Source organism: Pseudomonas gingeri (assembly GCF_013386165.1).
GTDB lineage: Bacteria > Pseudomonadota > Gammaproteobacteria > Pseudomonadales > Pseudomonadaceae > Aquipseudomonas > Aquipseudomonas gingeri_C.
This window is the reverse complement of sequence record NZ_JACAOS010000033.1, coordinates 150,004-175,210: the sequence shown is the minus strand read 5'-3', so window position 1 is coordinate 175,210 and position 25,207 is coordinate 150,004. Positions and strand designations below refer to the sequence as shown.

Below are 25,207 nucleotides of genomic sequence, written 5' to 3'. Positions count from 1 at the left end.
CGTTTGAATTCAGCAGAAAAGGAACGGCGTTGTTTGGTCATCTGACACCTCGATCTGGCGAGCATTCTCGCCTAAATGGGTGTCCGGTTTCATTAGACCACTACATTGTTCCAAGGCATGCAGTACACCGAAGATCAGGACCAGATCAAGAAGTGGGTCCCGCTGATGATGGAAGGGCGTGATCCTAAGCAGAAGATCGCGGCCACCTGGACCCCTATCGGCACAGACGTGAACTTCGGCGAGATTACCCGTCAGTACGTCGCTCATCTGCAACAGCAACCGAACTTCAAACTCAAGCTGTCCAGCGAAGTCCAGGACATCAAGCGCAACGAAGATGGCTCTTGGCGCGTCACCTACAAGAATCTGAGGGATGGCAGCGAAACCGTAGCCGACGCCAAGTTCGTGTTTATCGGTGCCGGCGGCGGTGCGCTGCACCTGTTGCAGAAATCCGGCATTCCTGAAGCCAGCGACTACGCGGCCTTCCCGGTCGGAGGTTCGTTTCTGGTCACCGATAACCAGGATATCGCCCTCAAGCACATGGCCAAGGCCTACGGTATCGCTTCGACCGGCGCACCACCCATGTCGGTTCCGCACCTAGACACCCGTGTGCTGGATGGTAAACGCGTGATCCTGTTCGGGCCATTCGCAACCTTCTCCACCAAGTTCCTGAAGAACGGTTCGTACTTTGACCTGCTGACCAGCACCACCACCCACAACGTCTGGCCGATGACCCGCGTCGGGATTGAGCAGTACCCACTGGTCGAGTACCTGGCCGGTCAGTTGATGATGTCGGATGACGACCGCTTCAACGCGTTGAAAGAGTACTTCCCAGAAGCGAAGAAAGAAGACTGGCGCCTATGGCAAGCCGGTCAGCGCGTGCAGATCATCAAGCGTGACGAAGAGAAGGGCGGCGTCCTTAAACTCGGCACCGAGGTGGTCACCGCCAAGGACAACAGCATCGCCGGTCTCTTGGGGGCGTCGCCAGGTGCATCCACCGCTGCGCCGATCATGCTGTCCGTGCTGGAAAAGGTCTTCAAGGATCAGGTCTCGACGCCTGCCTGGCAGGAAAAGCTTCACCAGATCATTCCAAGCTACGGTACTCAGTTGAACAACAGCCCTGAAAGCGTTCAGAAGGAATGGGACTACACTGCCAAGGTCTTGGAACTGACCACTCCACCGGTGATCAGTCAGATAGTTAAGCCTCAAGCCGCACCTGCCGAGCCAAGCGAAAACAAATCGGCTAGTGATATGGCGCTGTAAAGAAATCGCATCGTTGAGCGAGTGATGTCGCCACCCACTCGCATTGGCGAATCGGCTAAGGCTGGGCGAGGAGCGTCCCTCGGATTGTTTGAAGGTGGTGATGTTGTGGACGATTCTTGATCTCTATCTTTTTTACTAACAGAACTCGCCCCATCTTTGGGGGGGGGAGTCCGCAAATCGAAAGGAGAAATTTTATGCACTCTGACCTTTCTATTCGAAAGCTCTATCTTGACGACATTTCCCCTGGTGATACGTTCCGTAGCAACGAATATCACCTTGATGAAACGCAGATACGCACCTTCGCTCAGCAGTTTGATCCGCAACCATTCCACCTGGATGCTGATGCTGCAGCTGAAACATTTTTCCAAGGCCTTGCAGCCAGCGGTTGGCATACAGCTGCAATCACCATGAAATTGTTGGTCGATAGCGTCCCTTTTGTTGGCGGTATCATTGGTGCAGGCAGCGAGCTCTCTTGGCCGCGCCCCACCCGTCCGGATGATATTTTACATGTGGTCAGCACCGTACTTGAGGTCAAATCATCGAGGTCGAAACCAGACAGGGGAGTTGTCACTCTCGAGAGTAGAACGCTGAATCAGAAGGGCGAAGAGTGCCAACGATCAATCGGTAAGTTGATTGTTTTCCGAAAGAGTGGCTAAACATACCCCTTGCGACCCCAATATTTTTCCTAAAGATTGTTACCTTTTTGGAGTTTGAAGTGTTTCGGTGGCATGCATGCTAGGAGTCCACACCTCATGCCAATTAATGTAGAAGTGTTAGCCGCGATCGATTTGAACCTGATGGTGACTTTCTTGGTGATATACCAGGAGCAAAGTCTGACTCGCGCGGCCTTCAAGCTGGGAGTCGGCCAGCCCGCCATTAGCGGAGCCCTAAAACGGTTACGAGTACACTTCGGCGATCCGCTGTTCGTACGTAACCGATTTGGTGTTACGCCCACTGAAAAAGCACACAACGTAGCCTACTCGCTTACCCCGGCAATACGTCGGATAGAAAAGGTGATTAAGGGCGCGTCGCCCTCCGCACTAGATTAGCTGAATAATCGTAGCAATGATTGCTCGAAAAGGACGCTCCATACGCAATCAGTGTCACGGTTGGATATGATGTTCCCTTTACATTTTGAATTCGCGCTGCAACTTAAAACGTCCGATTTCACCATTCACAATTTTCAGCTAATCGCATTAGGCTGTCCGCTTAACAAGATTAAAATGGTGCCCACTTCGACATGCCTCCCCCCTCCCGCGGCCCGGACACTGAGCCGGATCAGTAGCGCGTCGATGGAGCTTGAAGGTGTGCGTGAGGCAGCCCAAAGGAGAAAGGGCGCGCAGTTCAGGGCGTTGCTGCACCCTATCACTCGGCAGTCATTGGCGCAGAGCTTCTGTTCACTTCACTGTGATGCATGTCAACGCCGGTTGAAAACTGACCCACCATGAGTCAAAGTCTGCCCGATTTCGTGGCCTGCTACTTTGGTATTCGTTTCGAGCAATTGCCTGGCTTTAGTTTAGCTTAAGGGGCTCTCCATCCTCCCCCTAGAGCAAGGAAGAGCTGGATCTGGTCGCTAGCAATTACTGTCTGTTGTGCTGCGACATTCTGCTCAATTGCAAGCAGGCTCCGGTCCGCGTCGAGGACACTCAGAAAGCCTTCCCGGCCCTCAGAGTAAAGGCGCCGCGTATCATTAGAGGCTTTGGCGGCGCTCTGGTTTGCCGCCATGAGAGGGGCGAGCCGTTCAATGTCTCGGCGATAGGCGTTCAATGCGATTTCCACCTCCTGCAGCGCTGCCAGCACTGTCCCGTCGAATCGTGCATAGGCTGCATCTATGCTCGCTTGTGCACCTTCAACCTGAGCCTTCGCCCGGCCCCGGTTGGGGAACTGCCAACTTATGAGAGGGCCGATGGAAAACTTGTAGGTATCGTCGGAAAGAAAGTTGTTCATTAGGCCGACTGATCCGCCAGAAACACCTAGGGAAATTCGTGGGTACAAGTCGGCTGTGGCCACGCCCAGATCAGCGGTGGCCGCGTGCAATTCGGCTTCCGCACGCGCAACGTCTGGCCGACGCGCGAGTAAGGTACGACCGTCGCCAGTCGGAATGGGCGCGGCGAGAGAGGGCTCCTGGACACAGTGGGCCAAGTTGCGCGGAAAGTCGGTTGGCGGGAGCCCGGTAAGGACTGCTAGTCGGTAAAGCGCTTCTTGTCGGCGCGCCTCTAATCCAGGAAGTATTGCACGCAGTTGTTCTTCTTGGGTGGTCGAGCGAGTCACATCGAGGGAGCTAACGCGTCCGTCCGAGTGCTGACGCTCGGCTAGGCGTGTGGCTTGCGACTGAATGTCGATGGCACGCTGGGCAACACTTAATTCGCGCCCTGATGTGCAGGCGCTTATAAAACTCTGTGCTGTTTGTGCTGCGACTGTCATGCGAGTTGCGGCGACGGCTGCACGCGCAGCGTCGCTGCGGGCTGCTGCTGACTCAATGGAGCGGCTAACCTGGCCGAAAAGGTCGACCTGATAAGAGACCGATGCGCTTATTGAGTAAGTGCGCTGGTTGGAAAGAGGGCCCTTGGTGAGTTTTTCTTCTGCCGAGTTTCGCCCGTACGCCGGCGCTGCCTGAAGGCCGAGTTGGGGCATTTGGGCATCACGCGCTACGTCGAGTCCGGCATTGGCACGCGCAAGGTTGGCTATGGCTACACGCACATCTGTATTGACCGAAAGTGCTTTCTCCACAAGGTTTGTGAGTTCCGTGTTTCGATAAAGCAGCCACCATTGGTCGATAGGGGGGGAGGTAGTGACAGTGTCGCCAATATTACTGGCGAATGCACCTTGTACCTCAGGTCGATTAATGGTCGCATCGGTTGGCCTCTTGTAGTCGGGCGTCAGGGGGGTACATGCTGAGATAGCAAGAAAGGCCGATGCGTGGAAAAAGGACGACCAGTGTCTCATGGGTGTTCCGTCCTTTCATGCGGAAGGATACGGACCGTGGCTGTGCGCCCGGCAATCGGCAGTAGATCCGGTGGCATTTGTTCCAGAGCAACGCGAACTGGGATGCGCTGGGCGAGGCGAACCCAGTTGAACGTTGGGTTTACGCTTGCGAGTAGGCGCGGACTGTTGACGGTGTCTCGGTCTTCAATGCCGCCGGAGATGCTCTCGACCCGTCCGCGAATGACGCGTGAGTCTCCCATGAGGATTACCTCGACTGCATCGCCGACGTGGATGCGTCCGATTTTGGTCTCTTCGAAGTAACCCTCAACACGTAGGGAGGCAGTGTCGATCAGGGCAAAGAGTGGATGACCTGCCGTAGCATAATCACCAGGCAGCAGTTCGATGTTGGACACGATGCCATCGGTTGGTGCGCGCACCTCTGTGCGAGCGAGGTTCAGTTCGGCCACATCGAGTGCGGCCTGTGACTGGCGGCGGCTGGCGGTCAACGAGTCAACCTTCATACGACTCTGTTCGCGGATCTCGTTGCTGACAACATCGCCCAGCCTGCGGTTTCGATCATACTCCCGTCGAGCCTGGTCAAGCTGAACGTCGGTTTGACTCAGGTTGGCCGCAGCCTGTTCCTGGGCCAAGGCAAAGCGTGGACGGTCAATGACGAACAACAACTCTCCCCGTTTCACTCTTTGGTTGTCCCGCACAAGTACGGAGGTAATAAGCCCTGTGACGTCCGGTGCCACCTGGAGAGTGTCAGCGCGAATACGTCCGTCCCTAGTCCACGGGTCGACCTTGTAGTATTGCCAGAGGAAGTATCCTGCCCCGCAGGAGGCTACAACCAGTGTAGTGGTGACTAGCACGCGGACGACACTTTGCCAACTCACGCTCATTAGGTGCTCCTGTAAATTAACTTCATTGTGGAGATACAGCGACTACCCCAGCCCAGAGGATCACGAAGATGGCAATGTCGGCCAAGCCTGGATGCCACATCCATGCATACGCATGGGTACGGGCAAGGAGCCAGCGCACTGTGAAATGCAGAAATGCCGCCAAAAGTGCGGCCACTAGAGCGCTGTGTAGAAAGACCCCATCGATGTTCCAGTCTTCATTCATGCTCATTACCCGGCAGAAAGGCGCTACGAAGTCCGACCCAGGCTGCAATTGCTCGCAGTCTTTGGCGGTATGGGGATATGCCAAGCACTGTCGGGCGCAGGGCATCAATGGCTTTGGTCAGAGGGGGGGGAGGGATAGATTCAGGATGGCGTGCAAGGGAGTCGAAGTGCATCCCAAGCTCCTTTCTCAAGTTGGCTAGATGATGCCCACCATCACTGTCTATGAGCGGGGCAATGGACATCAACTCATTGAGACTGACGCCGATGCGTAACTCTCGAAGGCTGTTCGCTGCCACCTGCGATGCTGGTGGTAAACGGGGAAGCAAGAGACCGACGCGGTCGAGCATGCGCATAGCGAATGGGATAATGCTTGAGGGATTTCGTCTTGTGAGGCGCTTAAGGTCATGCCAGCCGGCGCGGACAATGCGTCGGGCGACGAACTGTGTCTCGATCACACGAATGATCCGGGTCAAGACTAGGGCAATCGCTGTTCCGAGTGATGCGGAGATAGACAGATTGGCGAATGCTTCGAGGTCGGCATGGTAGGCCGATTGGATGCCGATAACCGTGGTGGTCACCAACAGCAGTGACAGAGCGCGAAGTGCATGGCGGGGTACAGTCATCAGTGCCGCTGGAATGGCAATGACAGGAAACAGCACAATGGCGAGTAGAACGAATCCATCAATGGCGGGAAGGATGGCAAATACGTAAATCGCGCCGACAGGAATGGAAATGAGGGTCCAGGTCAGCATCTTCTGCATGAGAGGTGTTGGGTCATCCAGCGAGGCGAATAGCGAAGTGAGTACGGCAGCGATGCCGATACCGACAGTTGCAGGGGGCCATTGGATGAGCATTGCAAGGCCACCAAATACCAGTACGGCGAGCGCTGCATTGAATGCCGACCATAGGGCGATGCCTTGGTCGATATGTAGGCTGAGTACAGGCGTTGTAGCAGTGAGTCGTCGAACTGTTGGGCTTAATGATTGGTTGGGCTGGGCCAGTGCTGCCGCGAGTTGCATGCATTCATGCCATACCTCAACGAGCCCGCACACTCGCTCGACGAGGCTGATCTCGACCAGTTCCGGCCAAGCACTCTCAGACGCTGCTGCGGGTAACGCAGTCCGTAGTTCGTTGACTAATGCATGAAAAGACTCGGGGCTGAAGTCATCATTTTCCATCCAGTGCACGGTCGCCGCGAGGACGCCGCGCGCAGGGGCGGAGGGGCGGTGTGTACTAAGGGCGTGTTTTCTGTCGTCGACCGCGCAGATCAGTGGAAGCAGCGCTGCCAATCGTTCGGAAAGTGCCTTGGCGACCCGAGCGCGGCTCTGCCCGCGAGGCGGTTCGAAACCGAGCACCGATGCCTGCAGCGCGATATCGATTGTAGACGAAGCGAAATGTAGGCGCTCAGCTTCATCGGTGCTCGTTGCTTCGCCCCGCAGTACTTTGAGGATCGCTATGCGCGCCACCGCCATACTGTCGTCAACCTTGGTACGGAGCACTGCGTGCACACTGCGAGGGAACATCAACGCATGTACGATAGACGCGCAAAGGACACCGATCAGGATTTCTTCGGTGCGCGCTACAGCTGTGGTGAAGATATTGGCAGGATTATCTATAACGGGGAGGCCAACCAGGATAGCGCCGTAGCCCGCTAGTAAAGGAAGGTAGCTTCTCGGCGTACGGTCCTGTAAGGAGGTAAATACGCAAAGGGCAAGCCAAGTGGCTAGCGCAATCAGCATCAGTTCTGGTGCATCCACTAGATTCGGGATAATGAGTAGCGCTGCTACGAGGCCGATCATAGTTCCGCCCACCCGAAAGAGTGCTTTCGCCCAGATAGCGCCCTCAATGGAGGGCTGGCTGGTGAGGAATACGGTGATGACGGCCCACCAGGGGTTGGGCAGATCAAAGCTGAAGGCGACCAGTAATGCGGCGAGTGATGCCACATAGCAGTTGAAACCGAATATCAGGCTACGTTTGTTCATTGCGGTCTCGCGGGGGCCGTCATTTGGAGTGGTCGATAACGAGCGATGGCGATCTAGTGCTCCAGATTCAACACAAAATGTGCGAGTTCTGTACTCACCAACAGGGCGGGTAAAGGCACAAACCGGTCGGAGATCACCGTTGCGACCTTGTTACTCCAGAGATCGAGGTTCTTCTCGGCGTGGGCGATGGCGTTAGCAAAGCAGCCTTCAATGCTGCGAAATGCGCGGTATTGTTTGCCCGGGATTTTTAATTGGAGTATATGCTCCTATTTTGATTTAAATATTACTCAGCCCAAGGGTCAAGACCTGTCAAGAGCACTTCTGTGAGCAGTTCGCGGGCGTTTTTTGCTTTCTCAGCACCATACTGCTCTTCGAAATGTGTTTGCGCCTCGCTCCAAAGAGGCAGGCACTGCTCCAGTTGCTTTTCGCCCTTTACAGTGATCTTGATTAGCCTAGCGCGCCTATCTTCAGGGTTTACTGTCAAACGTAAAAAACCTTCGCGATCGAGAGGCTTAAGGTTTGCGGCGAGCGTCGTGCGGTCCATGGCCATAGCTGCCGCTAACTGATTGACTCCCATAAGCCCAAGCCGCTGTAGCTTGTGCAATATCGTAAACTGCGTAATGCGTATTCCTGTAGGTGCCAGCGCTTTGTCATAAAAAGCGGTGAGGTACCGTGCCGCCTTGCGCGCGGCCAAGCAGTTGCATACGCCGTCTAGATCGTGCGGCATCATCAAACTCCCTGAACCAATGAGTTACAGGTAAGAGCGGGCGCTAGATCCATCGAAATGTTACGCAGTTCAATCCGCGGCCATGGCTTGCTATCTAAAAAGCCATGAGTGAGCCGAGTGGGTAGCCGTGTGTATGACAAATCTGCTCCTGGTCAGTCGGATCGCAAGTCTTGATGTCGTGATTTTTATGAGTATATACGCTTAAATGCCTTAAGCAAGTGGATTCGACATCAAATCAAGGAGATGCATATGCCAGTGTTCAACGCTCACATTCCTGCAGATCGCTTCTCGATCGAGCAGAAGAGGGCGCTTGCCGACGCGCTAAACCAGTCACCGGGTTCAGAGGCTCGGCACGCGCATGCTCTGAAGTCATAGACCACGGCCTTGAGCGCCGAAAACGGCGTGGTGCAATAAGACCAGACACAAGCACGGTGAGTTTTCTTCTCTCCGGGCGTAAGCATCTGCACCATCGCCCTTATTTGGCGGGACTCGGTAGGTGTGTTCCCCAGGCCCGTTACGCTGAGTGTAACCACAGCCATCCGCATACAAGCCGATGGCTCGCGGTGCTTTGGAGGAACATCGAGAAGCGTCTGGATGCTGAAAGTGGCAGTTCGATGCCTCCGAGTCTTACTCGATACCTTTGGTAAGGACGGAGTTTACAGTCCGTTCACTATCCCTCGACTAAATGACCTGGTGGGGTGAGTAGGCTTGCTGCGAGAAATCGTCGGAAGCGAGAGTTAGGTAAACCGGAGACGTTTGACTTCCTGGGCTTCACGCACTGTTGTAGTACCAACAGAACCGGTGATTTTCAAATACTGCGACTGACGGTCAAGAAGCGAGTGCGTGCGACATTGCTGGCTATTCGGGATGAACTGAAGCGCCGACGTCATGAACCCATCCGGGTTCAAGGGCAATGGCTCACTCGGGTGGTGAGTGGTTACTTCAATTACCACGCGGTGCCGGGAAACCTGATGCGTCTTGGTGGTTTTCGTCTTGCGGTCTGCCGTCTATGGCGGCAAGCCCTCAAACGTCGCAGCCAGCGTAACCGGCTTCAATGGTCACGCTACGGACGCCTTGCTGGCCTCTATATACCTAGACCCAGAAATGCATATCCTTACCCTGAAGATCGCTTCGCGTCACATACCCGAGGCAGGAGCCGTATGCGGTAGTTCTGCACGTACGGATCTGTGCGGGGGGGGGGGGGGCGGCAGGTAACTGCCGTCCCTACCGCGACCCGTTGAAGGAGTCGGTCTATGCGGGACAACAGGGGCAATGGTGGTGCATGTTGAACGACATCAGCGACCTAACTGCATGGTCCGGATAGTCGGCTGCCAGTCGATTCTGGAAGTGCTTCACCTTATCAGGCCCGGCGGGCCTCAATGGGACTCTGGTCCTGTCACGCTTTGGCTCCCCAGTCCGGCTGATGAGTGGAACGTTCCCACCCTACAAGGGTTGCCAGTCACCACTCATGAGTACAAAATTGAGCACGTCGAAACCCACGGGATTCACGCAACCCCAAGGTTTTCAAGGAGATCCGGCGCGGGGATTCGTCTCGTTTCCCTCTCCAAAGTCGATTTCATGTAATTCAACTGAATTTCATTGCTATCGTCGTTTCCAACGTCCCCAAACTGTGGACCCCTCCAATCAATAGAACCTAAAGGCTGCGTGCAATCGAAGGCGCAAACCGCACGTGATTTTACTCGTCCCTGATGCCACGCTTGCGATCAATCCGCTGCGCCACCTCCATCGCCGCCTCCAGCTCACTGATCCCGTGCGTCTTCATCAACTCGAACCGCTCAGCTTTTTCCTCCGGTTCCGTCATGGCCATGGCCAGGTACAGACTCGGCGGCACGGCCCGAAACAGCACTTCCATCGACTTGGACAAAATCACCCCCTCCGTGAATTTCCCGGATTCCTTCCGGGCCGACAGCATCAACGTCTTCTGAGCCTGCGTGAGGGCCCTGAACCGGGCGATCTTCTCCACCTCATCCGGCGGCATGCTGAGGCAGATCCACCACTCGATCATGTTGAGCATGGGTTCCGCGGCCTTGGGCAAGTCATCGATGTTCTGGGTGGCCAGCCAAAACCAGGCCCCCAGCTTTCGCCACATCTTGGTGATCTTCACGATGTACGGCGACAGCAAGGGGTTCTTGGTGATGATGTGGCCTTCGTCGGTCACATTGATGATCGGGCGCCCCAGCATCTGATCGCGCTCGGCGATATTGTTCACGGTGTTGATCAGTGAGATGTACGCAATCGAGAGCTGGGCGTTGTAGCCCTCCCGGGCGTACGTGGCCAGATCCACCAGCGTGATATCCGCCTCCGGCCAAGGCGTGCCGTCCCGGTTGAACAACTCCCCCTCGGCCCCCTGGCAGAACATATCCAGGGCATCGGCCATTTCCAGCAACCGCAGACGCCTCGGTTCCGGCAAGGTAGGGTCATTGCCCATGTCTCGCAGGGCGTCGCGCACGTCCTGGGTCAGCACGGTTCGGTGCTGGCTCACACAGGTGTGCGCGGCGTTGAGGATGCACTGACGAATCAGGCTCCGATCCGCCCGGGTCAGGCGCTGCTCTTCCTTGTCCTCGCCGCCGGTGATCATCAGGCGTGCAGTGATCTCCAGCTCACCCAGGACATCGCGCTCATCGTCTTCTGTGAGGCCCGTGTCCTCCAGGGCCTCGGCGTCCAAGGTCATGACCTGGCCGGGCGTGTCGACCAATCGATAGGCGTCGGCGAAGGGCGCCAGACTCACCCCCGAGCCGGGCGCCAACTTGACCCGATTGACCGTCAGCCCCAGGCGCTTGGCAAAATCGGCAAACAACCCAAAGCTGTTGCCAGCCTCGGCAATGAACACACGTGGCCGGTACAGGGCGGTGACCTGATTGAGCAAGTTGTTGAGGGTGGCCGATTTACCGGCGCCTGTGGGCCCAAACAGAAACAGGTGGGCGTTCATCTGCCGGTCAAGGCGGTTCAGCGGGTCGAAGGTCAGCGGACCGCCCCCCCGGTTGAAGAACGTGAACCCAGGATGCCCTGTGCCTTCACTGCGCCCCCAGACCGGGGCCAGGTTGGCCACGTGCTGCGCGAACATCAACGGCGTGTACCACTGACTGTCACGCATTCCCGGGTTGAACACACAGGGCAACCAGCGCAGGTAGCTGTTGAGGGGCGCCACTTCGTGCTCATCGCGCACCGGTTGAAGGCCGGCATTGAGCATCACGTTGTGCAACTGCAGGGTACGACGGTCCAGGTCCTCGACACCCTGACCGCGCAGGTAGAAGGCCACGGCGCCTCGGTACAGCTTGTGGGCACTGCCGATGTGCGAGCGTGCCTGGTGCACATCCTCACGCGTCTGCTCGGAGGCCAGCGTGTCGCCGACGGACTTTCTGGCCAGGTGATTGAGGTGCGCCTCCAGCCTGTCCTGGGGCGTGATCACCAGCGTGATGCAAAGCACCGTGTCTTCCGGCATCTGGTCGAAGAGGGCATTGATGGCATCGCCGCCCTTGGGCGTTTCCCCGGTCAGGTGGCCGGTGACGGGTGCTGTGCGCAGGCGGTCGAGCACCACCACGCGATGGGGTTGCTCGTCGAAATACCAGAGGCCGTGTTCCAGGTCCGAGCGCGGTTGCTCGAAGAACAGGCGCTGCGCGAAGTCAGTGCCGCTGGCCAACTCCAGTTCATCCCCTGAGGGGCCTTTGGGGTAGGCCGCCAGTTGATAGAACCGCTCGCGGTCGGCCGGGGTGTCGCCCAGCACGCGCGGGTGGGGATTGAACCAACGCAGCAGCCAGCTATGAATCTGTGCCCCGGTCATGCGCTGGCTTTTGACACCGGCATTGCCGAGCCCGCCGATCAGGCGATCACAGACACTGTTGAGGGCCTGTTCGGGGGACTGCCCCCGGCGGGCCACCGTGCCCTGGCAGCGCCGGTAGACCACCAACCGGACTTTACGGCGCTGGCCACGCCAGGGCAGTTGGGTCACCACCGTGTCCTCAAACAGTCCCCCGGGTTTGGACAGGGCCTCCAGGTGCTGAGCAAACAGGTGCAGGTAGTGCTCGGTGAACGCCGTGCCCTGGGCGCGAGGCTGCACGTACTCGCGCAGGGTGTGCAGGTAAGCGTCCCAGTCGGTTTCATCCTGGGCGTAGAGCTGCAACACCCAGGGCTGGTCTTCGCACTCCTCAAAGCTGTCTTGCAGGGCGTTTTCCAGGGCATCACGCACGGTGCGCAGCCAGCTCGCTTCACGGCCTTCAGTGCCAATGGGCGTCAGCTCGAAAAACGCTGCCACCGACTCGCCGTCCTCCAGCAGCAGGGACTGAGCGTCGGGCAGGTACTCGACCCAGGGCAGCAGGTCGGTGAAGCTGGGGGTGACGGTGTACAGCGTCTGTTCATCGGCCTGGGTGGCGGGGCGTCGGCGCGATCGCGGGTAGGCGCCCGGTTCCGGTATTCCGTGGGCTGCCAGGTGTTCGACGTGTTGTTCCCACGGATCGGGGTGGGCATTTTCTGGGTGGGCATTGGGCATCAGAAGTCCTCCGTCCGTTCACCGGGCAGGGCGTACTGCACTCGCTGATAGAAGGGAAAGACCGTGCTGTAGCCGGGCACTGGGACCGGGTCGGACCCTGCCAGGTGCGGGAAGACGTACAGCACCAGGTCCGGGTTGGGCAGGCGTTTGAACTGGCTGTAGATCTCGTTCTGGGCCGTGCGGGCGTAGCTCAGTGGATCGTCGACCGCGTCCGCCGCAGGCCGGCGCAACTGCGAACGCACTGCCTGGAGAGGACGCTCAACCCTGTGGCTGGCCATCTGTTGGGTATTGCCGTCCCAGATATCCACCATGGTCTGAGGGCCATGCGGCAGCAGGTGCTCCTTGTCCGTCACGCAGCCACTGGTGAGCAACGCGCTCAGCAGCAGGGACAGGGCTTTAATCGAGTGCGGATGCATGGGCACCTCCAGCGGTGTGCCGCACCTGGCGGCCGAGGGTTTCGTAGTCAATCTCCAGTTGCCGGTCCAGGTGCACGGCCACGGCCGCACCGGGCGGCACATAGACCGCCGCAAACGCCTGACCGTAGAGTTTGTTCACCCAGTCGCCGATGTCTTTGACGCCCCCGGAAAGAATGGTGTTGAGGGCGGAAGGACCGGCGGCTATGGCTGCTCCGCCCGGGGTGAGCACGGTACTGGCGTCGGCCTTGTCGGCTTCGAGCAACTTGGCCATGCCGGCGCCGGCGGCGGTGAGCAGGCTTTTGGTGCCCAAGTACTGCTGGGCGTTGGAGCGCCGCTCACCGGCAATGCACGGCACGCCATGGGGATCGCTGAGCCAGCCGATACCGCCCTGGATGTTGTTCAACTGCGCGGCGCTGCTCTGACTGCTGCTTGCGCGGCGGGTCAGTTTCTGCGGGGTGGGGAGCGTGCGGATACGCCCGTCGTTGAACACAAAGGTCAGGCTGACGATCTGCCCTCGCACGCAGGAGAGCGTCCAGTCCCCGGCCGCGGTACCACTGATCACCGCACCCGCCACGTCCGGTAAATCAATGCCATTGGCGGTAAGGTTGTCGGCGCCGATCAGCACCTTGAAGGGGTAGGGGTCGTTCACCGCACCGTCCACCGGCACCCGGCCGATCAGGGCCGTCATGGCGATGGAGCCGGTGAGGGTGCTGTTCTCCGGCAGGGTGTAGACGGGCTTGGCGACGGCCTGGTCTTCAGGGGTTTTGATGTGACGGCCGATGGCGCCGGTGTTGGCTTTGAGGGCCCGCTGGCCTTGATGAACCGTGTCCTCAAAGGCGCTCGGGAAACTGAACCCACTGCCCGGCTTACTGGCGCCTGCGGGCAGGGGCTTGCCCTTGGCATCCACCGCCGTGGCATCCTGGGGCTCGGTCCAGATCAGCTCACTGTCGCTTTGAGCAAACTGGTCGCCGTCGCCGGGTTTCAGTCCCAGACCGATCGGCAGGTCGGCGTGAGCCTGACCCAGGAGCTGCGTCGAGAACTGCTGCTTGAGGTCCTCGAGCAGGCTCTGGGTTTGTTGCGGGCTGAGGCGCGGCGGATCGTTCTGCTGCGACTTTTCGATCTCGGTGCTCAGGGCTTTCTGGATGCGCTGATCGATCTCGCCGTCACGGCGGCGCAGGCGCTCGTTTTCTTTGTGCTGGTCCTTGTTTTCAGCGAGCAGGTTTTTCAGCTCTCCGCGCAGGGCTTTGGTTTGGGCCACCAGGGTGGCGACCGTGTCCTTGGGGGTGTCGCCGTCGATGCCCAGTTGCTCCATTTCTTCGCGCGTCAGGCGATGTTCGGCAGGTTGTGGCGCAGCCGGGACATCGCGCTTGGAGCAGGCCTTGAAGAGCCCCAGAAAAACCAGAAAAACCAGCGGCAGCAGCAACCACTTCAGCAAACCATTACTGCGCATGGGCACCTCCCACGGCGTCTGGGCGATGAGCGCCAGGACCCCGCTGGCTGAGGGTCGGTGACACCGACGCGGCCAACCCCCGGCCCCGCGTCACGAGGTAGACCACGGTGGTGTCCGTGGCCTGGCCGTTGGGCCCCAGCCCCGGGTGCTGAAAGGCCGCGCTGGCAAAGTCGCCTTGCAGCGCCCGTGGGTCCAGGTGCAAGGCGGTTGAGGCGGTGTTGTGCAGTTTGACGGCGCTGACGGTGTGGTCGTCCAACTGCCAGGCCCCCAGCAGGTGGGCGGTCACGGGTTGGGTGGGCATCAGGCCGGTGAGGTCCAGGTCGCGCTGGCGCTTGATCGGTACCACCCCGGGCAGGGGCTCGACGGTGCGCAAGGGGGCATAGAGGTTCTGGGCTGCATAACGGGTCAGGACCACGGGCAGGGGCGTTTCTCTGGGCGGCGTGTCCATGGGGGACGGCTCGGAGGTCGAGCCATCCGCCGGCACCGTCTCGCCGGCCGTTTCAGGCCCCTCGCCATAGCGCTTGGGCGTGTGGACCCCTCTGACGATTTTCACCGGCTCCAGCGCGGGCTGCCCCTGGGCGTCGGTGGCGGCGATGTCGATCAGGATGATTTCACCGGTGTGGACGTCTTGCAGGTGCAGGCGGGTGGGTTCAATCGGGGCGCTGGCCCGCAGGTACAGCGTGCCCCCCGTGCTCTGGATACGCAGCGTGTCGCCCAGTGAGCGCGGCACACCGACCCTGACGTTCTGGTCGATAAAGAGGATGCGCTCCTGGTCAACCTGCAGCGGGATGGCCAGGGGCAGCCGCTCCCAGGTCATGAGCTCGACGGCCTGGGCGGCGGTGCAGCCCAGCAAGAGCGGTAAAGCGATGTTCAATCGGCGCATTACTGAGGTCCTTCCATGGATGAGGGGGGGCTGTTTGAGGAGGGGGCGGTGGTCAGGGTGAGGCGCTGTGGCGGGGTGTCGAAGCAGTCCAGGGCCAGACCAAAGGGGTTTTTCTCCGGGTCCACGTCCAGGCGCACCACCTTGAGGGGGTAACGCACAAAAGCCTGCTTGACCCGTTCCGAGCCATGAAACTCCTCCGCGGTCAGGTCCAGGGTCACCCGCCAGCGGTCCCGGCCCTGGGTTTGGACCCGGAGCTCGGGAGCATCGCCGTAACCGCGCTCAGGGATCTCGAAGACGCCTCGAGTGCGGTGGCGCAACTCGCCGGCGACCTGGCGCTTGCGAAAGTCACTCTCCAACTCTGACTTGCAGCTGGGCGTCAGGTACGCCGAGAGTTTCTGGATGGCCCGTGGGTAGTCCTTTTCACCGTCGGCGGGCCAGCGATTGAGTTGCTGAAAGAGGTAGAACCCAAAGGTGTACACCGACTCCGGCGGGACCTCCCACCACTTGCGGGTGCTGCCGGAGCGTAAATCCGGCGGGACGTGGATGGTCAGAGTGCGGGGCGCGTCCCACCAGCCCAGTCCCATGAGCAGCGCCACCCCGACCAGCAACCCGCACCCGCCCCGCAGGGACGTGATGTGAGATTGAAGTCGGGTGACTTCGTTCTTGAACCGGCTCATGGTTGCCGGCTCCGGCGCGTGCTCCACCGACCGGAGCGCAGGACCAGGTCCGCGCCGCCTGTCCAGGCGGTGAGGACGGGCCAGCGCCGGGCAAGGGTGCATTGCAAGTGCCGGTACAGCCAGGTTTCAGGCTTGCCGCGCTTGTGGCGGCGCAGCAGCTTGCCGCCCACCAGCAAGCCCAGCCCCAGGCACAGCACCAGTGTGGTCGGGGCCAGGGCCAGGCTCTGGAACATCACCGCCACCCCGATGCCCAAGCAAGCCCCGGCCAGCGCAGAGAGGGCGACGGTGATCCACAGTTCATCGGCCGTGAGCCCGAGCACAATGACCGGTTGGTGATTGAGGCGTGAGGGCAGGAAGCGGATCGTGCCGTCGGGCAATGGTTGTTCAGCGTCGTAGGTCATCGATGGGCCTCCCTTACAGCACGCCCGTGCCTTTGGTCAGCAGCCAGATGATGATCACCAGCAACATCGCGCCTACGCCGCAGGTCAACCCGAATTGGCCCCAGGTTTTCTTGCCGTTTTGCACCTCGGAGAAGGTGGTGTAGGCGTGGTAGGCCACCCCACAGAACGCGGCGGCGGCGATGATCAGCGCCACCAGGGCGACAATGTCGAACCCGTAGTTTTGCAGCGTCGGGATGATGCCCTCGCTGTCACCGCGACTCGGCGCCTCCATCTCCGGGAGCGCGGCGAAGGCGCCCGAGGAAAACCAGACGCAAAAGGTGAGCACGCGCAGCGAAAGCTGGCAGGTGAGGGTGTTGAGGGTCGTGCGCAGCGTACGAAAAGTAAGGTTCATCAGGTGCCTCCATGGCAGTCGGTGGGGTGGCGCAATCAGTGCAGCAACAGAAACGTGAGCAGGATGTAGATCAGCGTGACCTTGACCGTCAGGCCGGTGAACTTCGCGTGGGACAATTGGCCGGTGGCCCATCCCCGGTAACCGGTGGCCAGGGCCCAGGCCGCGAAGATCAGGGTGCAGGCCAGGACCAGGCCGATCAGGAAGGTGGTGCTTTGTTGCGGGGTAAAGCCGCCCATGGCCTGAAAGGCCACTCGCTGCGAGGGGCTCATGCTCATGGCGACCCCTTGCCGGCCCGGGTGTAGTGACCGGTGAGCGCGGGCGGCGTACGGGGCTGTGCGCGGGCAGGGCTGAGGTAGCCCTCGATGCCCTGACGCACTTGCACCAGGTCGGCCGAGAGACGGGCGTAGTCGAAGGCATAACGTGAGGCGTCAGCCACCGGAAGGGTCGCTCCAGACGCCGCCAACTGCGAGGCAGCTTCCAGTTGGCGCAGCACCAGGCTCAGGTGGGTACGTTCGTGGGCCGTGGGTTCTGCTATCGCCACGGGGACGGTGAGGCTCGCCACTAACGCGATACATCGAAGGGGGGGAATGGGGTAAGGCATGGGTTCGGTCCGTTCGAAGAAGGTTCAACCAGCATGCCGAAAGACGAAGCGGGTGACAGCCATAAAACTGGACTGGGTCGAATAGGTTTTTTTCAGGACCTGAGCACTGCTTTGCATCAGAGCGAAATTGAAACATGGAGTCCCTGTGCAACTGTGAATGGGCTCCCACTTTGATAGGTGCTGTAGTGCGCCAGGCAGAGGAGATATGTGTATCAATTTGTTCCGTAGACTTGGCGATCATCAGAGGGGCAGTAATACTTGCTGCTTGCCGCGATGACTTAAAAAAATGATAAGAAATGGTGTGGAGGAGGGTGGAGTGAAATATTGCGTCACGTTTAAACTTCGGATGCGCTCATTTTTTGAGAGTTTTTGCCGCTTTTTGAGTGGGGGCGTCGGTGCGCTCATGATTGCGTTGCTGAGTGTGATGGGCGCGGCGTTGATCTCGATTTACAGCTCAAAGATAGTGGCTCAAATAGACTATCTTTTATTCTCCGGTGCAGAGACGAAGCTCTACGAATTGACGTTATCGTTGCTGGTTTCTGTGGTGGCCGTTTTCTGCGTCATGTTTAGGGAGCTGGGGCTCGCTCAATACGCGAAAGTCAAAGAGCGGCAGTTAGAAAAGCAAAGCCTGGAAATGGAGCGTCGGCTAACCAGCATGCCGCCTAAATCATTTTTGGCCCTGTATGCAACTTCAATCAAAAATGCGGGGCAGTTAAGAAGTATGACCAAGGCCCAGTTGGCCGCTCAGAGCGTTTCTTTTGACGAGATCAGTAAGCGCGTTCGCATTTTGATGAATACGGTGTTGAGCCTGGCAAGGTCTTGGGACGGGGTGTCCCAAGAAAATAAATCAATGGTGTATAAGTCGAACGTTATGCTGTCCATTTCGGCCTCGTCGCTTCGTAAACATGCCGTCGGAAAGCCTGGCGTCAGCATGACGGATGTGGTCATGAAGTCTAATTTCTTTCTGCATAATCAGAACGCGGACTCCCTTATCGATCGGTGTGATGGGGTCTTGATATTGGCCGACAATCGATATTCAACGTCCTCAGCCAAAGAGGGGGATGAGCCGGATTCAGAGATAAGGCCCATCTGCTTTCCGTATACGTTTCGCCATCCGGGCGAGGCGGTAAACCCCAATAATCATCCGAACTTGCCCGGTGCGCCCGAAGTGATGGCCACGGGCGAAGCTCAGTACATGGGGGACACCAGTCGAACCATGAAAGCGTGGCTTGACTCCATTGACGATCTGAATGGCCTGGTCAATAGGCAGTATCGGGAAAAAATTTATGATTATTATCGTGAACGGCATGAGGCGCAGTCGATTCTTGCGATACCGATCAGGCTGGACGGTAAATTATTTGCGGTCTTGAATATTTATAGAAATAACAAAGAAATTCTGCTGAATGAGAGCAGGAGTGAGCAATTTGTTACATTGCTTGAGCCCGTTTGCTATCAATTGGCAAAAATGCTACTCTTGGCATCAAGATCTAAGGCTTCCGAAGATGAGAAGCGAGGTTTATATGAACATCAGTGAAGTGTTTGAATACTCCATGGAAGGCTTCTCTGAGGCGGATGAAGACTCTTCGTTTGAAAGGGTTGAAGCCTTAAGCCTCGAAATGTCAGAGCTGTCGAGAAAGGTCCTGCATGGCGAAGAGGTTAATATTGCACCCTCTCGCGTTCATATCTACTCCTTCGTGGAGTCTGTCGAGACTCATCGGCGAAGTCGGGATGAGTCTTGATGTTTTCCATTGGCCGAGCGGTTGTTGTGGCGGTCTCGTGATGGTTTCTTCCGCTATTTCTTGACGCGCCCGGTCAAGATACTCACCGCACCCAACACATGAACCAGGGTGCGACCCGCACCAGCACGATCACCCGCTTCGCTTAGCAGCCCCTCCCTGCGCCAAAGCGGCCCACATTCCGTCGCACAAGGCCGTCAATCAATCCCGCGAAGACCACGATCAACGGCAGCGTTGGCAACCCGGTGCTCAGGCTGCTTTTCAGTTGAGACTGTTCGGCTGATTGGACGGTCCAGTGGATCAGACCGGTTTCCTAAACGCTCCATTCGTATGCCAGGCCGATGATCCCGTGCGTGGTTTGCCCGGGCTTCTTGACCGGGCATAACGGGTTGTTAAAGAGTTCGAGGGAGTCGACCTCCAAGGGGGATGGGTTACCGCAAAGCTCCAGCGCTCTCAGGTATTTCTTAAAGCTCCCGACTGAAATGCTCACCACCACGCCTATCGAAACGACGCTTGCTCAATGGCACAAGCGCCATCCGCTGCCGTCCAGGTTCCCGTTGGTGGCCACAGCCAGGTTTGTTGGGCTGTGAAATTGTTTCCAGCTGTTGCCATTGAGAATGCCTTGCAGGCGCTGGATCAACGCGTTGAGGTACAGGCGCTGGATTCGGCTGATGGCACCGAGCCTGCGGCGAATAAGGGCGGGACGCACGGGCCTTGCCCTAGGGCGAGGAACTGAAGGGGCCTCAATCCTCCATTCGATATGACATCAGGGGCGCGAGAGTGTTGCTGTTGATGTCTTGCTTTACGCAGCAGCGTCTCTTACCGTCTGCGCCCTCGATCAGGGGCGTGGCTGATTTTTCTGCGACGGACTGCGTTTTGCTTTATCAAATGGATTTGTCTATGCGCCGCATTCAGGGCGTTCTTCTGTGTACCTGGTTTTTACCTTCCTTGCTTTTGGCTGCGCCGATGGCGGATCGAGCTGAGTTGATGGTGGTCTATCGGCAGGCCGTCCTGCACAACTCGGACTTGGCTGCTGCGCGTGCTGATTTTGCCGCGCAACAAGAGGCGGTTCCGCAAGCGCTGGCTAACCTGTTACCGGCCATCAGCGCCGGGACGACGATCGAGTCCACGCACCTGAATCGCGACCAGCCCGAGCTAACGCGAACCAGCAGCGGTACCACGGTCCAGGCCAATCTCAAGCAGCCGATTTTCAATGCCCCTTTCTGGTTTGGGCTCAAAGCTGTCAAGGCGAGTACTGCACAAGCAGCACTGGAGCTGTCGGCCAAGGAGCAGGCGCTCATTCTCAAAACGGTCGAGGCTTACTTTGAGACGTTGCGTGCCACCGATGAGCATGCCGCCTTGGTCGCCGAAGGGCTGGTGAGCGGTTATCTGAGGTCATAAATGACTTGTTAGCTCAATCCGGTTGAGGCGGGTGGGTACGCTTTTTATCTTTGGTTGCCGAGGTGCAGTGTGACGAGGGTAAAAAAACGTTACATAGGTTTCTGTATTGCGCTCTTACTGGCGATACCCTGCGGTTATCTGGTTTGGCTGTTTTCAGAGGCTGGGAAAGTTCGTTGGGCTGTGGAGCTTGTCGGCGGAGAAGGAGGGTTGAGCGCTTCTGCCAGCCCCTTGCTTCAAGAAGATGTTTTGTACCTTAAAGCGCTTCAGCTCGACCCCGATAAACCTCTGTACGAACAGGTCCGTGCCCTGAGCGTTTGCCGAGAAATAAGCGATTTCTGCTTGACCAATAACCTGACGATTGCAAATTTTTTACTGCTCAATACCCCTGATGTGACGGCCGCAAAAAATATAGTTGAAGGCTACGGTCGCTACGATATTTTGTCGGCGCAACCTTGCCCGGCGAAATATGAAACCTCGGTCGTGATCAAAGAGGTTCAGATTATATCGACGTTGCCGGAGGCCGAGGCGCAGAAATTAGCTCAGGAACGTTTGAGTAAAATTGAAGCCGATGGAGGGCTTGTTTTTTCATTAAGAACTCCCGCCTGTCATCGTTATTTTTCTGCTTATCCAGATATCGCAAGAGGCTATCTCGCACACTTAGCCCTGCTTGTGAGGGCGGCTCAGGGACAACACTCAACGGCATGGGTATATTTGTTATCCCGTCCAGGCGTGTATTTGATTATTAAAAAAACGGGAGCTTGAAATGGCACAACGAGCACCGCATCCAGCCCTGGGGGCCTCGCAAATGCTCTCGGAAATAAGGCCCTGATATACGGTTGGGGCTGACAGATGGGCAAGCAAGGTCTCAGGATGATGGCTGCTAATGACGATGTGTAGGCTCCCCTTCGCTGGATCTCGACAACCGCCCATGGTCGAGTTCACGCCTATCCCTGTTTGATTCACCCGGGGGACTGGGTGATTTTTTGATAGGAAGCACTGGCCTCTTTTCACAGATATTTCTTGAAACTGCCGGCTGAAATGCTGACCACCACCCCCAACGCCGCCGCACTGGGCAGCAACACCAGCACCGGGCTCACCGTCATCGGCAACGCCGGGTAGATGATCCAGGGCGCCACCAGCAGCGGCACGATCATCATCTTGGCCCGGTGATAGATGAACCCCGATTCCCGCCCGGCACCAAACCGCCGCAGATCCCGCCGTACCAGGCCGTCCACCAATCCCGTGAAGATCGCCATCACAAACAACGGCAGTGTCAGCACCAAAATCAGGATCCGTGCCAGAAAGGTCAGCACGGCATACACCGCGGCCAGACCGTAATCTTCGACATGCACGTAGGCTTGCCCCAGGTAGAACTGCAAGCCCGTACCCTGATGACTGTTCAATCGAGCCTGCTCGGCCGAGCGGTTGATCCAGTCGATCAGTCCGGTCTTATCGAAGGTCCATTCGTACGCCAGGCCGATCAACCAACGTGCGGTTTCCCCGGGCTGCTCGATCATCAGGCTCTGGGTGAATGACGCCGAGATCCACCTCAGCTCACTGTTCAGCATGTCGCGAGAGTGGTGCCAACCTTCCTCGGGCCAGAAGCAATACAACCCGACCCACTCAGTGATCACACTGAAGAACAGCGAGACCAGCAGGATGCCGAGGAGGGTGAAGGGCAGTCCCAACAGCTTACTGAGCCAACTCTTTTCACGGTACTGCTGCTGATTTTTGGCGGTATCCGTCGTACTTGCCATGGTTCCCTTCCATTCAGTGAATGCTCATCGCAACGTGTTCAAAGCACACCATCAGCAGCCCAGCCATCGGGTCCTCTACTTGAATGCTGCTCCGGCTCATCCAACGAGGCTGAAGACCGTCTTGGCGCATCTGATCAAACAGGGCAGGGCCGTCATGGAGTCCCAACTCCGCGTCCTTCAACACGCGGTGCAGCTCTCCAGAGATTGCCTGAATGACCGCGGTCGGCGCCCGCAGATGAACGAAGCGCAGCGCTGTCCGTGTGGGCCATTTCATCATTCTGTTGTCTCCTGGGTGTCTTCAACGGAGGTCGTCATCGCCCCGCCGTTCTGATCCATGTCATCGAGCATGTCCGCCGGCAGTGCCTCATCCAGTGCCCGCGTACCGTTGCTGATCCACCATTCGCCCCCGCCGTCGACGTAGCTTTTGCGCATGTGTTCGGCCAGGGCTTGAAGGTCTTTGGGCATGACCTCATCAGGATCAGGCGCTGGGAGAGGCATACGGATTTTCCAAAGATTCCCGCCTTCGAGCAGCGCAAAGGCCTGCCCCTTGGGAAGGCTCACCACATGCGCCGGCTCAATCAGCGGAACGCTGGTCGAACTGACCCGGTCCTGGGTGTTGCTGGTGAAGTCGGTGTTGCCGGACGGGTCTGAGCTGTCGGTGGCGCCGCTTACCAGCGTGGTCGAATACACATCGACCTTCGGGAGCTGCTGGGTCAGCAACTCCGCGGTGGCCGTTTCCCGCACCCGCAGCATGAAGAGGTTGTTGAAGTTGCCGATCACCTGACCGGCCTTGGCGCGGTTACCGATCTTGGCCTCGATGTCGCTGGCGGTCTGCGTATAGGCACTCACCTGTATGCCCGCACCGCCGCCCTTGTTGATCATCGGGATGAACTCATCGCCCATCAGCTCGTTGAACTCGTCGGCGTGAAGGTTGATGGGGATCTTCTGGTCCTGGCGAGCGTCCGGTAACCCACCATCAATCCCGAATTTGTAGATATGGCCCGCCACCGACACCAGGTCGGAGAACATCGAGTTGCCCACGGCTGCCGCGACCTCGGGGTCGGACAAGGCATCAAGGCCCACATACACGATCGCGCGCTTACGGATGGCCTGCATCCAGTCGAAGATGGGGCGAGGGTCATTGAGGTCGGTGTAGTCGGGGGAGATCAACTCCGCCATGTGGCCGGTGGTGAGCTTCTCCAGCAGGGGTAGGAGGGAGGCCACGATCTTGTCGAAGTAGGTCTTGTCGTAGCGCACGGCCGAGCGCAGCCCGTCCATGACGGGATCAGCTACCCGGGTTTGAGACAGGTACTGGTCGATGGCGGTGACGCGTTTTTGCCGGCCCCGCATGTTGTAGGGGGTGTTCTTCTCGTTGAGGCTGCCCTCAATGGTGACAATCACCTCCCAGGCCTTGGGGTCCTGCTTGGCAAAGTAGTAGCCGCTGTACTCGATGAACAACGCATCGATGTTGATCACGTGCTGCTGAATCTTGAGGTAGTCCGGACGAATGCCCAGCTCCACCAGCGCTCGCGCAACGATGTTGACGAAGCGCCAGGCGAATTCCCGAAAGGCCGCACTGTTGCCTTCGCCCGACAGCTGTCCGGAGATGCGGCTGGCCACCTCCGAGATGCGCCCGAAACGCCCTACGGCGTTGTAGCGGGCGGAGAAGTCCGGCCATCCCAAGTGGAAGACATAAAACTCACCTTCGCGCCCCGCACGCTTGGCCTCGACGTACATGCGCTTGAGCAGGTCCGCATCGCCTTTGGGGTCAAACACGAATACCGGCTCGAACTCAGGGGTTCCATTGACGAGTTTTTTGCGCCGAATGTCTTGGATGATGAACAGCTCTGCCAATCGGGTTTTGCCCACCCGGGTCGTGCCCAGGATCAGGCTATGACCCACACGCTCACCCAGCGGCAGCGACACTTCCACTTCATTGGGTTCAACGCCGTGGAGGCGGGGAGAACCTCCCACCGGCGGCAGCGGGCGCACCGGGTTGAGGGGACTGTCCCAAGCCGTGGCTTTGGGCAGCAGGTTCAGCGGAAAGAACGCGTACTCCATGCGCTCTTCCAGGCGGCGAACCGCCTGAAACAATGGCGTCGGCTCAACGTACTGGCGAAACTCCGGCCGATAGGTCTGCATCAACCGCTGGGTGTGCCGCTGCTCCCACTTGAAGCCGATACCGATGAAGAGGCGTCGGTTGCTGACGGGGACGTCCTTGCTGGTCATCACATAGCGCGGAAGCCTGCGGATATTGCGCCGGTAACGCAGCACCACCAGCGCCTGGCGCAGTCGTATGCCGCCGAATACCAGAAAGAACGCTGCTGCCGCCAAACCAAACGGTGGCGTCAAGGCTAACGACCAGGGCGCAAACACGCTCAGGCACGCTCCCATCAGGCACACCGCCACGGTGTAGAGCTCCACGGCGGGACGCAGCAGGGCCTCAATGGTATGGGACTGACTCATGCTGAAACCTCGACAACGTTGGCAAGGGTGATGGTCCGCTTCGGGTAGCACGTGGCACCCGAGCCCAGCACCGAAACGCAACCCGAAGTCTGGGGCACCAGAAACGGCAGCCCCCGTGTTGCAACGATGGCCACCAAGGGCCGAGTAGGTGAGTTGAACATCCTTGTGTCCTCATGTAGGGGGAGCACACGATTGCAAATCAGAGAGCAGGATGCAGCAAACAAACTGGACTGGGTCGGACTGATTTAGGTGAGTCGGTGGTAAGTGATGGTGAGGCCGTGGTGCCTGCCTCCGAGCTGAGTAATGCGCTCAAGCAGATTCGTGAACTGCAACGAATATTGGGCAAAAAAACGATGCACACGGAAATCCTCAAAGAGGTCGTAGAGGTAGCCTGATCGCGAAAATGGATTGCACACCCACCCTTGTTACCGGGGAAAGACCAGTTGAAAAAACTTTGGCTGTTGCGGCAGTCTCAAGCTCTTTTAAGGACCACTGATCAGGCA

At 58.3% G+C, this 25,207-nt stretch carries 24 protein-coding genes and 2 pseudogenes; 8 read left to right on the top strand and 18 right to left on the bottom strand.

Annotated elements, in window-relative coordinates:
• Positions 1-105 precede the first annotated feature (105 nt).
• The 3 genes and pseudogenes from HX866_RS33285 to HX866_RS33275 form a co-directional block, all read left to right on the top strand.
• Positions 106-1,260, top strand: a pseudogene (locus tag HX866_RS33285) (malate:quinone oxidoreductase); the annotation flags it as partial.
• Positions 1,261-1,454: 194 nt separating this feature from the next.
• Positions 1,455-1,916, top strand: a complete 462-nt coding sequence (locus HX866_RS33280) for a MaoC family dehydratase (RefSeq protein WP_177141235.1) — start codon at positions 1,455-1,457, stop codon at positions 1,914-1,916.
• A gap of 96 nt (positions 1,917-2,012) precedes the next feature.
• The gene (locus HX866_RS33275) at positions 2,013-2,309 is read left to right on the top strand and encodes a LysR family transcriptional regulator (protein WP_177141234.1); all 297 of its coding nucleotides are present in this window, start codon (positions 2,013-2,015) and stop codon (positions 2,307-2,309) included.
• A 472-nt stretch (positions 2,310-2,781) separates the two neighbouring features.
• Here the strand turns inward: HX866_RS33275 and HX866_RS33270 are convergent, their stop codons facing one another.
• The 14 genes from HX866_RS33270 to HX866_RS33205 form a co-directional block, all read right to left on the bottom strand.
• The gene (locus HX866_RS33270; RefSeq protein ID WP_177101024.1) at positions 2,782-4,206 is read right to left on the bottom strand and encodes an efflux transporter outer membrane subunit; all 1,425 of its coding nucleotides are present in this window, start codon (positions 4,204-4,206) and stop codon (positions 2,782-2,784) included.
• The gene (locus HX866_RS33265; protein ID WP_177141233.1) at positions 4,203-5,087 is read right to left on the bottom strand and encodes an efflux RND transporter periplasmic adaptor subunit; all 885 of its coding nucleotides are present in this window, start codon (positions 5,085-5,087) and stop codon (positions 4,203-4,205) included. The genes HX866_RS33270 and HX866_RS33265 overlap by 4 nt, the downstream gene beginning before the upstream one ends.
• Positions 5,088-5,109: 22 nt before the next feature.
• Complete coding sequence (locus HX866_RS33260; protein ID WP_177101028.1) at positions 5,110-5,310, bottom strand: DUF1656 domain-containing protein; 201 nt, start codon at positions 5,308-5,310, stop codon at positions 5,110-5,112.
• The gene (locus HX866_RS33255; protein WP_177141232.1) at positions 5,303-7,291 is read right to left on the bottom strand and encodes an FUSC family protein; all 1,989 of its coding nucleotides are present in this window, start codon (positions 7,289-7,291) and stop codon (positions 5,303-5,305) included. The genes HX866_RS33260 and HX866_RS33255 overlap by 8 nt, the downstream gene beginning before the upstream one ends.
• A gap of 283 nt (positions 7,292-7,574) precedes the next feature.
• The gene (locus tag HX866_RS33250) at positions 7,575-8,021 is read right to left on the bottom strand and encodes a MarR family winged helix-turn-helix transcriptional regulator (protein ID WP_177101031.1); all 447 of its coding nucleotides are present in this window, start codon (positions 8,019-8,021) and stop codon (positions 7,575-7,577) included.
• A gap of 1,693 nt (positions 8,022-9,714) precedes the next feature.
• Entirely contained in the window at positions 9,715-12,525 is a 2,811-nt protein-coding gene (locus HX866_RS33245) for a conjugative transfer ATPase (protein WP_177141231.1), read from the bottom strand.
• Positions 12,525-12,941, bottom strand: a complete 417-nt coding sequence (locus HX866_RS33240; protein ID WP_177141230.1) for a TIGR03751 family conjugal transfer lipoprotein — start codon at positions 12,939-12,941, stop codon at positions 12,525-12,527. Before HX866_RS33240 ends, HX866_RS33245 begins: the two co-directional genes overlap by 1 nt.
• Entirely contained in the window at positions 12,922-14,391 is a 1,470-nt protein-coding gene (locus tag HX866_RS33235; protein ID WP_177141229.1) for a TIGR03752 family integrating conjugative element protein, read from the bottom strand. Before HX866_RS33235 ends, HX866_RS33240 begins: the two co-directional genes overlap by 20 nt.
• A complete protein-coding gene (locus tag HX866_RS33230) occupies positions 14,381-15,274 on the bottom strand; it encodes a TIGR03749 family integrating conjugative element protein (RefSeq protein ID WP_177141228.1) in 894 nt (297 codons plus the stop codon). The genes HX866_RS33235 and HX866_RS33230 overlap by 11 nt, the downstream gene beginning before the upstream one ends.
• The gene (locus HX866_RS33225) at positions 15,274-15,951 is read right to left on the bottom strand and encodes a PFL_4703 family integrating conjugative element protein (RefSeq protein WP_177141227.1); all 678 of its coding nucleotides are present in this window, start codon (positions 15,949-15,951) and stop codon (positions 15,274-15,276) included. The genes HX866_RS33230 and HX866_RS33225 overlap by 1 nt, the downstream gene beginning before the upstream one ends.
• Positions 15,948-16,352 (bottom strand): TIGR03750 family conjugal transfer protein, encoded by a 405-nt coding sequence (locus tag HX866_RS33220; RefSeq protein WP_177141226.1) that lies wholly within the window; start codon positions 16,350-16,352, stop codon positions 15,948-15,950. Before HX866_RS33220 ends, HX866_RS33225 begins: the two co-directional genes overlap by 4 nt.
• A gap of 13 nt (positions 16,353-16,365) precedes the next feature.
• Positions 16,366-16,743, bottom strand: a complete 378-nt coding sequence (locus HX866_RS33215; protein ID WP_177141225.1) for a TIGR03745 family integrating conjugative element membrane protein — start codon at positions 16,741-16,743, stop codon at positions 16,366-16,368.
• Between the two features lie 35 nt (positions 16,744-16,778).
• Positions 16,779-17,018, bottom strand: a complete 240-nt coding sequence (locus tag HX866_RS33210; protein ID WP_177141224.1) for a TIGR03758 family integrating conjugative element protein — start codon at positions 17,016-17,018, stop codon at positions 16,779-16,781.
• Positions 17,015-17,305 (bottom strand): integrative conjugative element protein, RAQPRD family, encoded by a 291-nt coding sequence (locus HX866_RS33205; protein ID WP_177141223.1) that lies wholly within the window; start codon positions 17,303-17,305, stop codon positions 17,015-17,017. The genes HX866_RS33210 and HX866_RS33205 overlap by 4 nt, the downstream gene beginning before the upstream one ends.
• Before the next feature lie 355 nt (positions 17,306-17,660).
• Here HX866_RS33205 and HX866_RS33200 point away from each other — a divergent pair, with 355 nt between their 5' ends.
• Both HX866_RS33200 and HX866_RS33195 read left to right on the top strand, forming a co-directional pair.
• Complete coding sequence (locus HX866_RS33200; protein WP_177141222.1) at positions 17,661-18,878, top strand: GAF domain-containing protein; 1,218 nt, start codon at positions 17,661-17,663, stop codon at positions 18,876-18,878.
• A complete protein-coding gene (locus HX866_RS33195) occupies positions 18,865-19,083 on the top strand; it encodes a hypothetical protein (RefSeq protein ID WP_177141221.1) in 219 nt (72 codons plus the stop codon). Before HX866_RS33200 ends, HX866_RS33195 begins: the two co-directional genes overlap by 14 nt.
• A gap of 514 nt (positions 19,084-19,597) precedes the next feature.
• Here the strand turns inward: HX866_RS33195 and HX866_RS33190 are convergent.
• A complete protein-coding gene (locus HX866_RS33190) occupies positions 19,598-19,789 on the bottom strand; it encodes a hypothetical protein (RefSeq protein ID WP_177141220.1) in 192 nt (63 codons plus the stop codon).
• A 137-nt stretch (positions 19,790-19,926) separates the two neighbouring features.
• Between HX866_RS33190 and HX866_RS33185 the strand changes: the two genes are divergently transcribed.
• Both HX866_RS33185 and HX866_RS33180 read left to right on the top strand, forming a co-directional pair.
• On the top strand, positions 19,927-20,481 hold the full coding sequence (locus tag HX866_RS33185; RefSeq protein WP_371319311.1) for a TolC family protein: 555 nt from the start codon (positions 19,927-19,929) through the stop codon (positions 20,479-20,481).
• A gap of 69 nt (positions 20,482-20,550) precedes the next feature.
• Positions 20,551-21,243: a hypothetical protein gene (locus tag HX866_RS33180; protein WP_177141219.1), complete on the top strand. Its 693-nt coding sequence runs from the start codon at positions 20,551-20,553 to the stop codon at positions 21,241-21,243.
• A 245-nt stretch (positions 21,244-21,488) separates the two neighbouring features.
• On the opposite strand, the gene HX866_RS33175 is transcribed toward HX866_RS33180, so the two are convergent.
• Genes HX866_RS33175 through traD form a run of 3 tightly spaced genes read right to left on the bottom strand, consistent with a single transcriptional unit; the run spans position 21,489 to position 24,704 of the window.
• Entirely contained in the window at positions 21,489-22,238 is a 750-nt protein-coding gene (locus HX866_RS33175) for a TIGR03747 family integrating conjugative element membrane protein (RefSeq protein ID WP_177141218.1), read from the bottom strand.
• Positions 22,239-22,251: 13 nt separating this feature from the next.
• Positions 22,252-22,515, bottom strand: a complete 264-nt coding sequence (locus tag HX866_RS33170) for a hypothetical protein (protein ID WP_256345062.1) — start codon at positions 22,513-22,515, stop codon at positions 22,252-22,254.
• Complete coding sequence (gene traD / locus HX866_RS33165; RefSeq protein WP_177141217.1) at positions 22,512-24,704, bottom strand: type IV conjugative transfer system coupling protein TraD; 2,193 nt, start codon at positions 24,702-24,704, stop codon at positions 22,512-22,514. The genes HX866_RS33170 and traD overlap by 4 nt, the downstream gene beginning before the upstream one ends.
• Positions 24,705-24,958: 254 nt before the next feature.
• On the opposite strand from traD, the pseudogene HX866_RS34555 reads away from it, so the two are divergent.
• Positions 24,959-25,090, top strand: a pseudogene (locus HX866_RS34555) (IS3 family transposase); the annotation flags it as partial.
• Positions 25,091-25,207: the final 117 nt, after the last annotated feature.